General features: G+C 67.2%; 16 protein-coding genes. 5 read left to right on the top strand and 11 right to left on the bottom strand.

What is annotated here, in order from left to right:
• The 4 genes from GM1_RS20445 to rimP all read right to left on the bottom strand — a co-directional run.
• Nucleotides 1-519: translation initiation factor IF-2 N-terminal domain-containing protein (locus GM1_RS20445; RefSeq protein WP_008382110.1), on the bottom strand; the 519-nt coding region annotated here is incomplete at its 3' end.
• A gap of 103 nt (nt 520-622) precedes the next feature.
• The gene (locus GM1_RS20450; RefSeq protein ID WP_040520883.1) at nt 623-940 is read right to left on the bottom strand and encodes a YlxR family protein; all 318 of its coding nucleotides are present in this window, start codon (nt 938-940) and stop codon (nt 623-625) included.
• Nucleotides 941-943: 3 nt separating this feature from the next.
• On the bottom strand, nt 944-2032 hold the full coding sequence (nusA, locus tag GM1_RS20455) for a transcription termination factor NusA (RefSeq protein ID WP_008382111.1): 1089 nt from the start codon (nt 2030-2032) through the stop codon (nt 944-946).
• 49 nt (nt 2033-2081) lie between these two features.
• Nucleotides 2082-2633, bottom strand: a complete 552-nt coding sequence (gene rimP / locus GM1_RS20460) for a ribosome maturation factor RimP (RefSeq protein ID WP_008382112.1) — start codon at nt 2631-2633, stop codon at nt 2082-2084.
• A gap of 127 nt (nt 2634-2760) precedes the next feature.
• On the opposite strand from rimP, the gene GM1_RS20465 reads away from it, so the two are divergent.
• Both GM1_RS20465 and GM1_RS20470 read left to right on the top strand, forming a co-directional pair.
• Nucleotides 2761-3246: a hypothetical protein gene (locus GM1_RS20465; protein WP_040520885.1), complete on the top strand. Its 486-nt coding sequence runs from the start codon at nt 2761-2763 to the stop codon at nt 3244-3246.
• Complete coding sequence (locus tag GM1_RS20470) at nt 3243-3668, top strand: ferritin-like domain-containing protein (RefSeq protein ID WP_008382114.1); 426 nt, start codon at nt 3243-3245, stop codon at nt 3666-3668. Before GM1_RS20465 ends, GM1_RS20470 begins: the two co-directional genes overlap by 4 nt.
• Before the next feature lie 68 nt (nt 3669-3736).
• Here GM1_RS20470 and GM1_RS20475 read toward each other — a convergent pair whose 3' ends face one another.
• Nucleotides 3737-5467 carry a proline--tRNA ligase gene (locus tag GM1_RS20475; RefSeq protein WP_040520891.1) on the bottom strand — a complete coding sequence of 577 codons (1731 nt, stop codon included), beginning with the start codon at nt 5465-5467 and terminating at the stop codon, nt 3737-3739.
• 60 nt (nt 5468-5527) lie between these two features.
• Here GM1_RS20475 and GM1_RS20480 point away from each other — a divergent pair, with 60 nt between their 5' ends.
• Nucleotides 5528-6277 (top strand): YaaA family protein, encoded by a 750-nt coding sequence (locus GM1_RS20480; RefSeq protein WP_008382116.1) that lies wholly within the window; start codon nt 5528-5530, stop codon nt 6275-6277.
• A 54-nt stretch (nt 6278-6331) separates the two neighbouring features.
• Here the strand turns inward: GM1_RS20480 and GM1_RS20485 are convergent, their stop codons facing one another.
• From GM1_RS20485 to GM1_RS20495, 3 genes are read right to left on the bottom strand one after another with little or no spacing between them, the layout of a single operon-like run.
• Nucleotides 6332-6727, bottom strand: a complete 396-nt coding sequence (locus GM1_RS20485; RefSeq protein WP_008382117.1) for a hypothetical protein — start codon at nt 6725-6727, stop codon at nt 6332-6334.
• Nucleotides 6724-7944, bottom strand: coding sequence for a uroporphyrinogen-III C-methyltransferase (gene cobA, locus GM1_RS20490; protein WP_008382118.1), 1221 nt, complete (start codon nt 7942-7944; stop codon nt 6724-6726). Before cobA ends, GM1_RS20485 begins: the two co-directional genes overlap by 4 nt.
• A gap of 26 nt (nt 7945-7970) precedes the next feature.
• Nucleotides 7971-8942 carry an acyl-ACP desaturase gene (locus tag GM1_RS20495; RefSeq protein ID WP_008382119.1) on the bottom strand — a complete coding sequence of 324 codons (972 nt, stop codon included), beginning with the start codon at nt 8940-8942 and terminating at the stop codon, nt 7971-7973.
• A gap of 100 nt (nt 8943-9042) precedes the next feature.
• Here GM1_RS20495 and GM1_RS20500 point away from each other — a divergent pair, with 100 nt between their 5' ends.
• Both GM1_RS20500 and GM1_RS20505 read left to right on the top strand, forming a co-directional pair.
• Nucleotides 9043-9711, top strand: coding sequence for a response regulator (locus GM1_RS20500; RefSeq protein ID WP_040520887.1), 669 nt, complete (start codon nt 9043-9045; stop codon nt 9709-9711).
• The gene (locus GM1_RS20505; RefSeq protein WP_008382121.1) at nt 9701-10393 is read left to right on the top strand and encodes a hypothetical protein; all 693 of its coding nucleotides are present in this window, start codon (nt 9701-9703) and stop codon (nt 10391-10393) included. The genes GM1_RS20500 and GM1_RS20505 overlap by 11 nt, the downstream gene beginning before the upstream one ends.
• A 108-nt stretch (nt 10394-10501) precedes the next feature.
• Here GM1_RS20505 and GM1_RS20510 read toward each other — a convergent pair whose 3' ends face one another.
• Genes GM1_RS20510 through cobO form a run of 3 tightly spaced genes read right to left on the bottom strand, consistent with a single transcriptional unit; the run spans nt 10502 to nt 14105 of the window.
• The gene (locus GM1_RS20510) at nt 10502-12097 is read right to left on the bottom strand and encodes a GAF domain-containing sensor histidine kinase (RefSeq protein WP_008382122.1); all 1596 of its coding nucleotides are present in this window, start codon (nt 12095-12097) and stop codon (nt 10502-10504) included.
• Nucleotides 12094-13494, bottom strand: coding sequence for a cobyrinic acid a,c-diamide synthase CobB (locus GM1_RS20515; RefSeq protein WP_008382123.1), 1401 nt, complete (start codon nt 13492-13494; stop codon nt 12094-12096). The genes GM1_RS20510 and GM1_RS20515 overlap by 4 nt, the downstream gene beginning before the upstream one ends.
• Complete coding sequence (gene cobO, locus GM1_RS20520; RefSeq protein WP_008382125.1) at nt 13488-14105, bottom strand: cob(I)yrinic acid a,c-diamide adenosyltransferase; 618 nt, start codon at nt 14103-14105, stop codon at nt 13488-13490. The genes GM1_RS20515 and cobO overlap by 7 nt, the downstream gene beginning before the upstream one ends.
• Between the last annotated feature and the right edge of the window lie 73 nt (nt 14106-14178).

The following is a 14178-nucleotide window of genomic DNA, read 5'->3' on the forward strand; positions in this document are numbered from 1 at the left end:
CGGGTTGTTGCCGACACGCGGTGCACGCGGACCGGGGCGCGGACCCGGGCGGGGTCCGGCCGGCTTCGGACCCGGAGCAGCAGCTGACGCTGCGGGGGCCGACGGTGTCGGAGCGGCCGCGGCAGGCGCCTGCGGAGCTTCGGGCTTCGGTGCCGGTGCGGCGGGAGCCGCCGGAGTCGGCGCGGGGCCCGGACGAGGTCCGGGAGTTGCCGGACGCGGCGACGGAGCCGCCGGTGCGGGTGCTGCTGCTGCGGGCTTCGGCGCACCGGGCTTGGGACCGGGGACGCCCGGCTTCGCGGGGCTCGGCTTCGCAGCCGAGGGCTTAGGGGACGCCTTGGGGGCGTCACCTCCGGCGGATCCGCCGGAGAAGGATTCACGCAGTCGACGAGCCACGGGGGCTTCCACTGTCGACGATGCGGATTTGACGAACTCGCCTTGTTCCTTCAGGCGCTCCAGCACTGTCTTGCTGGGAACGCCGAGTTCCTTGGCCAGTTCGTGAACGCGGGCCTTGCCTGCCACTGCTCTCCTCACTTGGAGGTCGAGCGGGCTTCCCGCTGCGACCTCGATTTATTCGGTCAACGTGCTCATCGTGGAGACTTCACGGTGTGCTCATGGTTCTCTGCTACCTGTCCTGATCCCGCGTGGGATCTGTTGGCGTGATCTCGTCGATCAGATCGGCGAGGTCCTGCGGGTTCACGGTGAGACCGCGATCCCGTAGCGCCGGACCGAAGGCTCGTCGCCGCATCGCGGCCGACACACAGTCGGCGGAGTGATGCAGCCAGGCGCCACGTCCCGGCAGACTCCTCGTGGTGTCGATCACCACGGTGCTCGGTTCACCGGGCGCTCGCCGAGCGACAACACGCACCAGTTCGGGAGCGTTGTCGCGACGGCGGCATCCGATGCACGTACGGACCGGCGCGGTCGACGTTCGAGGAGCCACAGGTCAGTCTAGCTCATCGGACGGGCCGGACGTCACCGCATTGTCGTGCGCCGCGTCAGGTGTGACGTCCCCCTCAGTGCTCTCCGGAGTCTCACGAGGCCCGCCGTCGCCGGTGTCGGAGCGGATGTCGATGCGCCACCCGGTCAGACGTGCAGCCAGGCGCGCGTTCTGCCCCTCCTTGCCGATTGCGAGCGACAGTTGGTAGTCGGGCACGATGACTCGCGCGGCGTTGGTCTCGGCGTCGATGACGGTGACCGACAGCACCTTCGCCGGCGACAGCGCGTTGCCGACGAAGACCGCGGGATCGGATGCGAAGTCGATGATGTCGATCTTCTCGCCGGACAGCTCGCTCATCACGTTGCGGACCCGCTGGCCCATCGGGCCGATGCACGCGCCCTTCGCGTTGAGCCCGTTGACGCCGGTGTGGACGGCGATCTTCGAGCGGTGGCCTGCCTCGCGCGCGACCGCGACGATCTCGACCGAGCCGTCGGCGATCTCCGGCACCTCGAGCGCGAAGAGCTTGCGGACGAGGTTCGGGTGGGTGCGCGACAGGGTGATCTGCGGTCCGCGCATTCCGCGCGTCACTCCGACGACGTAGCACTTGATGCGGTCGCCGTGCTTGTACTGCTCGCCCGGAACCTGCTCGACAGGCGGAATGATGCCCTCGGTGGCATTGGCGTCCGACCCGATCTGGACGACGATGATGCCCTTGGCGTTGAGCCGGGCGTCGGCCTGGACCACGCCGCCGACGACTTCGCCTTCGTGGGCCGCGAGCTCGCCGTAGTTCTTCTCGTTCTCGGCGTCGCGGAGACGCTGCAGGATCACCTGACGGGCGGTCGTGGCGGCGATGCGGCCGAATCCTTCAGGAGTGTCGTCCCATTCGTGAACGACGACGCCTGCTTCGTCGACCTCCTGCGCCATCACCCGGACGGCGCCGCTCTTGCGGTCGACGTCGATCCTGGCGTTCGGCGCGAAGCCGTCGGTGTGCCGGTAGGCGGTGAGCAGCGCCGATTCGATGGCGGTGATGACGGTGTCGATGGACACGCCCTTGTCGGCTTCGATCAGGCGGAGAGCACTGATATCGATGTGCATGGCGACTCCTATTCGCTTGTCGGGTTGAGTTGTCTGTTCAGTTCTGTGTTCAGTCGTCTGTGCGTTCGCGCCGCCGCGCGATCTCGGCGTCGTCGAGGCCGCAGGCCCGCAACTCCGCTTCGTCTGGCCGGCGGAAGTCGACGTCGACCACAGCGCGCGTGACCGTGTCGAGGACCACGTCGACCGTCGAGAGGCGACCCTTGTCCGCTTTGACGAGTGTCACCACTCCCTCGGCGATCGGTCCGATCCGCCCCACGACGTCCTTGTCGACTCCGTCGACCGTGTACGCGACTTTCACGGTCCGGCCGGTCGAGCGCCGCCAGTGGCGTTCCGCGGTGAGCGGTCGCCCGACGCCCGGTGTCGTGAGCTCGAGGTCGTACGGCTGTTCGCCCATCACCCCGGACGCTTCCAGCGCCTCGTCGACAGCTCGGCTCAGCTCGGCGATCGCGTCGAGACTCGCTCCACCGTCTCGGTCGACGACGATGCGGACGTCACGTCGTCCCGGCGGAGTCAGCAGTGCGACCTCTTCGAGGTCGTATCCTGCGTCGGTGAGAACCGGTTCGACGACCGTTCCGATCAACTCGGTCTTGTCGCCGCTCATCGTGCCCTCACCTCGTGACTTTCCTGATCCGCGCCCCGTTCCGACGGTCCACTCTACGTGGCCGAGAACGCACCGTTCGGGGCCTGCTGAGTGTAGTCGATTCGACGGACTGGCAGAATTCGACAACGTGACTGCCCTATCCCCGTACCCCGGTCCATCCCGCCGAGCAGTCCTACGCGGAGCGGCTGCGGTCCCCCTCGTCGTTGTCGCCGGCGTATCGGTGACAGCATGTGGCCCGACGGTCGACGAGCGGCGAGACACCGCCGAGATGCTGGTCCAGCATGCGCAGGCGGCGGTTCGTGAGCAGAAGGCCGCTCAGTCGCTCGGCCCGCGGGTCACCGAATACACAGCAGCGCTTGCAGTGGTCGCGGCGCAGCGAGGCGAACACGCACAGGCGTTGCGTGACGAAGTGAACAGACTTCACTCCTCGTCGGCGGCACGGATCGACGACGCGGGACCCGCCATCACCACGATCGACGCCCTGCGTTCGGCGATCACCGCGTCCACCAAGTCGGCCGCGACGTCGGCGGTCGCCGCCGAGGGGTTCGTCGCGGGATTGCTCGCATCCACCTCGGCCGCGTGCCGCACTCTCACGGAGGTCCAGCTCGCATGACCCAGGTCGACGCACTCTCCACTGCGGCCGACGCCGAGAACACCGCGATCTTCGTGTACGGTCTCGCCACCGCATTCGCAACGGGCGACGACCGAGCCGCCGTGGGCACGTACATCGCCGCGCACCGGGTTCGCCGCGACGCGCTGAACAATGCGCTGGTCACGGCGGGGTCGAACGAACGAGTACCCGCGGCCGGCTACACACTGCCGTTCGACGTGACCGACGGCGCCACTGCCGGAAAGGCCATCCTGCAGGCGGAGAACACGTGCGCGCAGGCCTATCGAGCCCTCGTTGAACAAGCATCAGACACCGCGGCCCGCAGGCTCGGAGTCGACGGCCTCACCGATTCCGCACTGCGCATCGCACACTGGAGGGCGTCGCAGGGCGTCTCTCCGACGACCGTCCCCTTCCCCGGCGCGTAACGTTCCCCGATCCGCGCGATTTCCGGCTGCGCGCCGGCGAAATCGGCGGAATCGGGGAACCTTAGACGCTAGCCGCGTACTGCGGCGAGAACGGCGTCGGTGGCACTGTCGACCGGCGCTTCCACGGCTTCACCGGTGAAGCGGTCCCGGATCTCGACGGTGCCGTTGGACCAGCCACGTCCGACGACGACGACGATCGGCATGCCGAGGAGTTCGGAGTCCTTGAACTTCACACCGGGTGACGCCTTGCGATCGTCGAGAAGCACCGAGACGCCCGCCGCGTCGAGTTCGGCGGCGAGATCCTCGGCGCCTGCGACGGCGGCCTCATCCTTGTTGGCGATCACCAGGTGAACGTCGAACGGCGCGACCTCGCGCGGCCAACGCAGCCCCTTGTCGTCGTGCATCTGCTCGGCGAGGACCGCGACCATGCGCGAGACGCCGAGCCCGTACGACCCCATCGTGACGCGGACCGGCTTGCCGTTCTCGCCGAGGACGTCGAGCTCGAAGGCGTCGGCGTACTTGCGGCCGAGCTGGAAGATGTGCCCGATCTCAATGCCCTTGGCCGAGGTCAGAACACCCTTGCCGTCGGGCGACGGGTCGCCGTCGCGCACCGATGCGGCCTCGATCACTCCGTCCGGAGTGAAGTCGCGGCCCACGACGAGGTCGACGAAGTGCTGACCCTTCACGTCGGCGCCCGTGATCCACGACGTGCCCTCGACGACTCGCGGGTCGACGAGATACGTGAATCCGGCGCCCTGCACTCCCTTGGGACCGATGTAGCCCTTGACCAGCGCGGGGTTCGAGACGAAGTCGGACTCCTCCAGCAGCTCGACCTCTGAGGGCTCCACGGACGCCTCGAGCCGCTTGAAGTCGACTTCGCGGTCGCCTGGCACGCCGATCGCGGTGATCTCCCACTCGCCTCCCGGCTTGCGGATCTTGACCATCACGTTCTTGAGGGTGTCTGCAGCGGTGTACTCCCCGCCGAGGGTCGCGTTCGCCCAGTCGACGAGAGTGTCGATGGTCGGAGTGTCGCCGGTCTCGTGGGCCACAGCGGCGGGCAGACCGTCGATCGGCCGCGCCGACGGCACGGTGGTGACGACGGCTTCGACGTTGGCTGCGTAGTCGGACTCGGTGCTGCGAACGAAGGTGTCCTCGCCCACCTCGCACTCGGCGAGAAATTCTTCGGACTGGCTGCCGCCCATCGCGCCTGCGGTCGCCTTGACGATCACGTACTTGACGCCGAGACGGTCGAAGACGTTCTGGTACGCGGCGCGGTGCTTGTCGTACGAGACCTGCAGACCCGCGTCGTCGAGGTCGAAGGAGTACGAGTCCTTCATCACGAACTCGCGCCCGCGGAGAATGCCTGCGCGGGGACGTTCTTCGTCGCGGTACTTGGTCTGAACCTGGTACAGGATCACTGGGAGATCTTTGTACGAGCTGTACTCGCCCTTCACCAGCTGGGTGAAGATCTCCTCGTGGGTGGGACCGAGCAGCATCTCGGCGCCCTTGCGGTCCTTGAGGCGGAACAGATTGGGGCCGTACTCGGTCCACCGGCCGGTCGACTCGTACGGATCACGAGGGAGCAGGGCGGGCAGCAGGATCTCCTGCGCGCCCATCGCGTCCATCTCGTCGCGCACGACCTGTTCGACGTTCCGGAACACCCGCAGGCCGAGCGGCAGCCACGAGTAGACGCCCGGTGCGGTGCGTCGGATGTAGCCTGCGCGGACGAGGAGCTTGTGGCTCGGAACCTCGGCGTCGGCGGGGTCGTCGCGGAGCGTGCGGAGGAACAGTGCGGACATGCGTGTGATCACGGTAGTCCAGCTTAGTGCGGGTCACGTCGCGTTCGTTAGGGTGGTCGCGTGCTCGTGATCCTGCCTCCTTCGGAGACCAAGTCCGACGGCGGGACGTCGGTCCCGCTCGACCTCGAATCGCTGTCGCTTCCTGCACTCACCGACGTCCGCAGACGTTTGGCCGACGCCGTCGTCACGCTGTCGTCCGATCTCGACGCCTCCCGCGAGGCACTCGGACTGGGCGCGAGCGACGCGGCGATCGCCGAGGTCGCCCGCAACGCCGAGTTGTTCACCAGTCCGACCCGTCCGGCGATCACTCGGTACACGGGCGTCCTCTACGACGCCCTGGACTACCCGGGAATGACCCGCGCGTCCAAGGCGAAGGCCGCCGACCGGCTCATGGTGGGATCGGCGCTGTTCGGCGTCGTCTCGGCCACCGACGAGATTCCGGCGTATCGACTCTCGGGCGGATCGAAGCTTCCCGGTTTCGGGACACTCGGCTCCGTGTGGAAACCAGTCCTCTCCCCCGCGCTCGATGCGATCGACGACTTCGTGGTCGACCTGCGGTCGGGCGTCTACCAGAAGCTCGGGCCCGTTGCAGGCGCAGTGACCGCAACCGTCGTCACCGAGTACGCGAACGGTACCCGCAAGGTGGTCAGCCACTTCAACAAGCACTACAAGGGCCTCGTCGCACACGAACTCGTCCGCACACGCCGGAACGTCCGTGACATCAACGGGCTGGCCGCCGTGCTGTCCGACGCCGGTCAGCGAGTGGAGATCACCTCACCGATCGAGATCACGGTGGTCACGGAGGGCTGACACAGATTAAGGGTGAATCGGTGCCACCTGATGACACCGATTCGCACCCTGAAGTCAGTCCTCGTCGTCGATCGCCGCGATCTGAGCCTTCTGCGCGCGGATGCGGCCGTAACCGTACGCCGCGGCCATCCCGATGACGCCGGTGATCAGCCCGATCAGCATGCGCAAGTCGCCGGATCCCGAGCCCGCGTCGGCGGAGATTCGGTAGATCCAGCCGTTGAGAGCCGTGACCGCGAGCCCGCCGAACACGAGCGGGACGACGATCGTGGTGAAACCGGATTCGGGGAGCGGTTCGATGCCTGCGCGACGGCGGTACATCTGCCACCCCGACATCACCACCACTGCCAGTCCCACGAGCACGGCGGTGACCACCGGATTCACGAACCATGCTGCGATGGCGGCCACGAGCAGAAGTGAACCGGACACCCCGGCGGCGATGCGGGCGTTCACAGGAGCACCGCACGATCGACGTCGGTGAATCCGGCGACCGGACCGATCACCGCGATAGCGGGCGCGATCAGTCCCTCGTCACTCGCGGCCTGCGCCGCATGAGAGAGATCCGTGCGGATGAGCCGCTGATCGGGGCGAGATGCGTTCTCGATGAAGGCGACGGGAGTGTCCGCCGGGCGCCCTCCGTCGAGCAGTGCCTGGGCGAACACGTCGATCCGCTTGACCGCCATCATCAGCACGATCGTGCCCCGCAACTGCGCGAGTGCGTTCCAGTTCGTCAGCGAGTCCGGATGATCGGGTGCGACGTGACCGGACACGACGACGAACTCGTGGGTCACTCCCCGGTGGGTCACCGGGATTCCCGCGAGGCCGGGCGCCGAGATCGGGCTCGTGACACCGGGGACCACCGTCACCGGGACACCGGCCTCGACACACGCCTGCAGTTCTTCGAATCCACGCCCGTACACATACGGATCCCCGCCCTTCAGACGGACGACGAACTTCCCCGCTTTGGCCCGATCGACGAGAATCTCATTGATCTGCTCCTGGCGCATCGCGCGGCCGTACGGAACCTTCGCCGCGTCGATGATCTCCACTTGTGGACCGAGTTCGTCGAGCAGTGCGACGGGAGCCAGGCGATCGGCTACCACGACGTCGGCCTCGGCGAGCAGCCTGCGTCCGCGGACGGTGATCATGTCCGCCGCGCCGGGCCCACCGCCGACGAGCGCGACACCCGGCGCATGACGGTTGTCGTCCTCGACGGTCAACGACGTGCCGTCTGCGAACGCCGCGGTGATCGCGGCGCGGGCCGCCGCGGAACGACGGTGATCGCCCCCGGCCAGAACTCCGAACTGCAGATCACGGTGATGTCCGGACGCCGGTGTCACCGCGGTGCCGGACGAACCGTCGTCGGCCCGGACGCAGAAGATCCGGCCTGCCGTCGCCTCGTCGACGACCGCGGCGTTCACCGCCGGATCGTCGGTGCAGGCGATGGCGTACCAGGCGTCGGCGAGATCACCGGCAGCGTACGCCCGGCGATGGACGGTCACCGCAGGTTCGGACTCGATCGTCGGTGTCGGATCGACGGCGATCACATGCACGTCCGCGCCCGCTGCCAGCAGATTCGGCAAGCGACGCTGCGCGACGCTTCCGCCTCCGACGACGACAACACGTCGGTCTCGCAGGTCCAGTCCGGCCAGGTAATGAGGGTGCCCCATGACCGTTGACAGTAGTCGGCGACGTGTTACATCCGTGCTTCGGCCCGGGCCAGGGCCCGTGCGCGCGACTCCTCGAACTTCGTGACCTTCACGTCCATCGCCGAGAGGAAGGCGGCGAGCTTCTCCCGGTACATCTGGCCGGTCGGACCGAAGTCGTCGCGATCGAAGATCCGCCACTTGCGCAACACCGGCATCACCACTTCGTTCATGTGCTGCGGCAGGTCGTAGATGCCGCCCTTGGCGATCAACACGGCGTTACGCCGGAAGTTCGGCATCGTCGCTCCCGGCATGGCGAAGTTCGAGACGATCGTGAAAATCGCCTCCATCGCCTCGTCGGGCACCACGTCGAGGGCTGCGGAGACGATGTTCCGGTAGAAGATCATGTGCAGGTTCTCGTCGGCGGCCACGCGCTGCAGCATGCGGTCGGCGATCGGGTCGCCGCACGCCTTGCCGGTGTTCTTGTGACTGACCCTGGTGGCCAGTTCTTGGAACGACACGTACGCCACCGCGTACAGCATGTCGAAACTGTGGTCGCGCTGGCCGTCGTCGTCCGGCAGCGGGTTGTATCCGCCGGTCATGTGTTCCATTCGGAGATTCTCCAGCTCCACCGGGTCGACACCGCGGGTGACGACGAGGTAGTCGCGCATCACGATCGAGTGACGCATCTCCTCGGCGGTCCACCGTCCCACCCAGAAGCCCCATGCGTCGTCGAGGGTGAAGTTGTCGGCGATCACCCGGTGGTACGACGGCAGGTTGTCCTCCGTCAGGAGGTTGGTGATCATCGCGGCCTTCGCCGTCTCCGACAGCTGCGACTGCTCCGGGTCCCAGTCGACACCGCCGAGGGCTGCGAAATTGCGGCCGTCGTCCCACGGGACGTAGTCGTGCGGATGCCAGTCGCGGGTGAGCTTCATGTGTCGTTCGACTTCCCGCTCGCAGTCGGGAAGCAGTTCACGAAGCAGGTCCGAGCCGGTCATCGGCGAGCCGATCAGTGCAGTCATGCCTCCACCATGACGACGCTGACCCGATGATGTCCTGAGCCGAAGGTCCCGAGTCGATTGGGCCCCGAGTCCACTCCTCACCTGCGGTAACGTTGCTCGCATGACTGCAGGACCCGTTGACCCCACCCGACGCCGAGTACGCGTGTTCCTCGTCGACGACCACGAACTCGTCCGACGTGGACTCCGCGATCTGCTCGGGACCGCAGACGACCTTCTTGTGGTGGGCGAAGCCGCAACCGTCGGCGAGGCCCGGGTCGGCATCGCCTCCACAGAACCCGACGTCGCAGTGCTCGACGTTCGACTCCCCGACGGCAACGGCGTGGAACTGTGTCGAGACGTCCGCGCAGAGAACCCGAACATCCGGTGTTTGATGCTGACCAGCTACGCCGACGACGACGCACTCCTCGCGGCGGTCCTCGCAGGCGCGTCGGGCTTCGTGCTCAAGCAGATCCTGGGCCACAACCTGATCGAAGCGGTACGGACCGTGGGCAACGGCGGGTCCCTGCTCGATCCGAAGAGCACCGGCGCACTGCTCGCGAAGCTGCGCAAGGGCGAACCCACCGATCCCCTGGCCCAACTGACGTCGCAGGAGCGCGAAGTGTTCACGTTGATCGGCGAAGGACTCACCAACCGGCAGATCGCCGACCGCATGTTCCTCGCCGAGAAGACGATCAAGAACTACGTCTCGCGCATCCTGTCGAAGCTCGACATGCAGCGTCGCACCCAGGTCGCCGTCCTGGCGACAGAACTGCGCGGTCGTGACCGCTGACCCCGACGCGTCCGATCGTGGACCGTCCGAGGGCCGGGAACTGAGCGTTCAACTCGGGACGACCGCGTCGGTCGCCGTGCTGTTCCTGGTGCTCCGCATGCTCGCCGTCGCACATTGGGATTGGCACACGGTCGCGGCGATCGCCGACACGTTCGACTTCTCGGACGCCTTTCCGATCGCGTTCGGGACTGTCGTCGGTCAGCCTGTGTTGACGGGGGTGTTCATCGCGCTGCTGCTGCCGATCGTGCTGATGCGCGTGGTGTGGCCGATGGATCGACACCGCGGCACCATCACCGTGTCGATCGTGCTGGGCGCGGTGACACTCCTGACGATGGCACTGTCGATGACTGTCACCTTCGGCAACCCGTCGACGTTCCTGGGCGCCGCAGCCGTCGGACTCGTCATCGCGGCCATGCGGCTGTGGTGGCGCACCGGCGCCGTGCACGACGTATTGCTCCGGGTGAGTCGACGCGTCTCGATGCTCGCCGCCGCAGGCGTTCTGACCCTCGCCGCGGTGAACGATGTTCCGTGGATGGGCGCGGAACGGATCACGACCGACGAGGGCGTCATCGAGGGGTACGTCCTTGAGGCCGAGCCTGGATTCCTGCACGTCCTGACGGACGACCGCGAGGTGATCATCCTCCCCGACTCCAGCGTCCACATGCGCGAACTGGTCGACTGAACTCAGCTCTTCGACCGTCGGAGACAGACGATCGAGACTGTCGCCCGAGTGGTACCGCAGCGGCGATGCGTCGCCCGATTGCGGCACGCCCCCGCGCAGAGGTACCACTCAGGCGAGCGGGACCGTCCAGGTCAGTGTGGTGCCTTCGCCTGGGGCGGACCGTTCGCTGAAGACGCCGCCGCATTCTGTCGCGCGGCGTTCCAAGTTCCGCAGGCCGGAGCGACGAGCGTCCTGCGGTATGCCGACACCGTCGTCGGACACCTCCACGACGAGGTTGTCGGACGCAACGATCCGGACGCCGATCCACTCGGCGTCGGAATGGCGGAGGGCGTTCGACAGTCCTTCCCGCAGGACCGCTTCGATGTGCGGCGACAAGGTGTCCGGGACGATCGTGTCGACCGGACCGGAGAACGCGACGCTCGGGGTGATCGGCGCATGTGCGGCGAGCTCGGCGACCACGTCGAGCACCCGCCGCCGGAGTGTTCTCGTGCTCTGGCCCGAACTGCTGTGAAGGTCGAAGATCGACGTTCGTATCTGGGCGATCGTGGAGTCGAGGTCAGTGATCGCCTGATCCATGCGGCCGTCGAGTTCGGCCGGCCGGGCCTTCATCGTCTGCATCGACATGCCGATCGCGAACAGTCGTTGGATCACCAGATCGTGCAGGTCACGAGCGATCCGATGCCGGTCGGAGAGGACCTCCATCTCCCGTGCCAGCTCCTGCTGTTGCGCGTACGCGATCGACAACGACGCGACGCGTGCGACACCGGCGAGCCCCGCTTCCTCTTCGGCGGTCCACACTCGACGATCGACGTGGGTCAGGACGATCGCGCGGAACTGCCCGGGCGGCCCCTGAATCGGTTGCACGGTGACCCACCTCGCGCCGTCGCGCAGCCACGCGCGCTCGTCGTCGACAGCGGACACTGCGAGACCTGCGTCACGCGCGCCGAATGTGTCTGCAACGTCGGCGACGTCCACCGGATCTCCCGTGTGTGCGACGAGCTCCGCACCCGTCACCACATACACGTCGGTGGCGTGACTCAACGCCGCAACGTCCGCGCACACGCCGGTCAGCGTGTCGTCGAGTGAGATCCCACGAACCGGTTCGCTGCCGCGGTCGGCGAGCAACTGCATCCAATGCAAGCGGGTCTGTGCGCTCTCGAAGGAACGCGCGTTGTCGACCGCGATGCCTGCGGCGACGGCGAGCACCGCGACGATCTTCTCGTCGAGCTCCGTGAAGGCAGGCGCCCCCTGCTTCTCCGTGAGGTAGATGCTGCCGAACAACTCCCCGCGGACGATGATCGGCGCCCCGAGGAAGGTGTTCATCGGCGGGTGATGAGGAGGGAACCCGATCGACGCCGGGTGGTCCGACAGTCGTTCGATGCGCAGTACCTCGGGATGGTGAAGCAGTTCGCCGAGCACACCGTGTCCGACGGGCAGTCGGCCCATCGTCGCACGCACATCAGGACTGATCCCCGTGTAGACGAACGCCTGCAGGCTCAGTTCCGGACCACGGACGCCGAGCGCACAATATCGTGCGTCGAGCACACCTGCTGCAACGTCGACGATCCGCTGCAGCGCGAGGTCGAGTTCGAGACCCTGCCCGACCAGAAGCACTGCCTCGAGCACATCACGCAGAGCCGTGGGATCGTTGCCGTCTTTGGCCGCGAGGGCGTCGACCGCCGTGCGGACCTCTTGGAACGTCATCGGGCCCGCCCTGCCGCGGCGACGAACCGTCCGATCGATTCGGGCACACCCGCAGGGTGAACATGCAGGTAAGAGGCATGAATGCCACCTGAGACGAAGCCGTCCGCGCAGTTCGTCTCTCCTGCGCGCCAGGCCCACGCCGGTGTCCTGTCCGCCCGGAAGTCCACGGTGCTTCGGTGGAACTCGTGTCCGGTGACCCGCTCACCGGTGCGATAGAGCACGCTGTCGGCAACGGCGACTGCGTCCCGGTAGCCGAGGGTCAGTTGCGGTCCGAACGCGCCGTCGGCCTCGATCGCTCCGACCATCTCATGGCCGTCGAGCATCGACGAGAGATACAGCAGCCCCGCACATTCCGCGTGGACGGGACGTCCAGCCGCGGCATGGCGGGCGAGGTCGGCGCGCAGTCCCACGTTGGCGGCGAGGTCGACGGCGTGCTCCTCCGGGAAGCCTCCTCCGATCACCACCGCCGACGTGTGCTCGGGCAGCCTGTCGTGCAGTGGATCGAACGACACCACATCGGCGCCTGCCGCGGTCAGGAGTTCTGGGTGCTCGGCGTAACCGAATGTGAACGCCGCGCCCTGGGCGACTGCCACGACAGGTCTCGTGTCGACACGATGCTCGGCCATCTCGTCGGCGGCGGACCACGGTGCGACGTCGGTGCCCCTGGCCGTCGCTGCGAGACGGATGATCGCCTCGACGTCGATGCCTGCGCCGACCAGCCGAGTGATCGCGTCGACGGACGCCACGGCCTCGGCGCTGCGTTCCGCCGCGGGCACCAGTCCCAGGTGCCGCGACGGCACCGACAACGCGGAGTCTCGGCGGACCACACCGAACACCGGCAGACCCGCCCGGTCCGCAGCCTGCCGCAGCACCGCTTCATGTCGATCGGACCCGACCCGATTGAGGATCACGCCCGCCACGTGAACCGTCGGATCGTAGGAGACGAATCCGTGCAGCAGGGCCGCAAGCGACTGACTGTGTCCGCCTGCGTCGACCACCAGCACCACGGGGGCCCCGATCAGCGATGCGACGTGCGCGGTGGACCCGACTCCGAGAGTGCCGTCGTCGTCGGTGATCCGGCCGTCGAACAGGCCCATCACGCCTTCGACGACCGCGATGTCCGCGCCCGCCGACCCCGCCGCGAAGAGCGGCCCGATGCGGTGCTCCCCCACGAGGTTCGGGTCGAGGTTGCGTCCAGGCCTGCCCGCGGCCACTGCGTGATATCCGGGGTCGATGTAGTCCGGGCCCACCTTGAACGGCGCAACCCGGTGACCTGCGGCGACGAGTGCACCGATGAGTCCGGTGGTGATCGTCGTCTTGCCGCTGCCGGAGGACGGTGCGGCGATGACGATCGTCGGAACACTCAGCCCACGTGACGGGCGGGTGCTGATCACCACTCGATGCCCTTCTGGCCTTTGCGGCCGGCGTCCATCGGATGCTTGATCTTGGTCATCTCGGTGACCAGGTCGGCGGCTTCGACGAGCGCATCGGGCGCGTATCGACCGGTGATCACGACGTGCTGGCGGCCGGGCCGCTCACGGAGCGCGGTCACCACTTCGTCGACGTCGATCCATCCCCAGTGCAGCGGATAGGTGAATTCGTCGAGTACGTAGAAGTCGTGCTGTTCCGATGCGATGCGCCGCGCGATCTCGGTCCAACCGGCACGCGCCGCATCGGCATGGTCCTGTTCGGCGTCGTCGCTCCGGCGGATCCACGACCATCCCTGGCCCATCTTGTGCCACTCGACCGGTCCGCCTTCGCCGGTCTGCTCGTGAAGGCGACCCAGCGCGGTCATCGTCGACTCCTCGCCGACCTTCCACTTCGCGCTCTTCACGAACTGGAACACCGCGACGTCCATCCCGGCGTTCCACGCACGCATCGCCATTCCGAAGGCTGCAGTCGACTTGCCCTTGCCTGGTCCGGTGTGCACCGCCAGCACCGGCTGATTGCGTCGCTGACGTGTGGTCAGACCGTCGTTCGGGACAGATTCGGGGACTCCCTGAGGCATGTGATCACCCTATCCACCGCCTTCCGAGTGCTCACCATCCCCCGCTCGACAATCGACGTTCCCCTGCTCGTTG

Source organism: Gordonia malaquae NBRC 108250, assembly GCF_000344135.1.
Lineage (GTDB): Bacteria > Actinomycetota > Actinomycetes > Mycobacteriales > Mycobacteriaceae > Gordonia > Gordonia malaquae.

Coding starts and splice junctions, on each gene's coding strand:
- GM1_RS20510 (WP_008382122.1), bottom strand. CDS start 12,097: ATGACGTTCCAAGAGGTCCGCACGGCGGTCGACGCCCTCGCGGCCAAA.
- GM1_RS20475 (WP_040520891.1), bottom strand. CDS start 5,467: ATGTCCGCACTGTTCCTCCGCACGCTCCGCGACGACCCCGCCGACGCC.
- rimP (WP_008382112.1), bottom strand. CDS start 2,633: ATGAGCGGCGACAAGACCGAGTTGATCGGAACGGTCGTCGAACCGGTT.
- nusA (WP_008382111.1), bottom strand. CDS start 2,032: ATGCACATCGATATCAGTGCTCTCCGCCTGATCGAAGCCGACAAGGGC.
- GM1_RS20495 (WP_008382119.1), bottom strand. CDS start 8,942: ATGACTGCACTGATCGGCTCGCCGATGACCGGCTCGGACCTGCTTCGT.
- GM1_RS20470 (WP_008382114.1), top strand. CDS start 3,243: ATGACCCAGGTCGACGCACTCTCCACTGCGGCCGACGCCGAGAACACC.
- cobO (WP_008382125.1), bottom strand. CDS start 14,105: ATGCCTCAGGGAGTCCCCGAATCTGTCCCGAACGACGGTCTGACCACA.
- GM1_RS20500 (WP_040520887.1), top strand. CDS start 9,043: ATGACTGCAGGACCCGTTGACCCCACCCGACGCCGAGTACGCGTGTTC.
- cobA (WP_008382118.1), bottom strand. CDS start 7,944: ATGGGGCACCCTCATTACCTGGCCGGACTGGACCTGCGAGACCGACGT.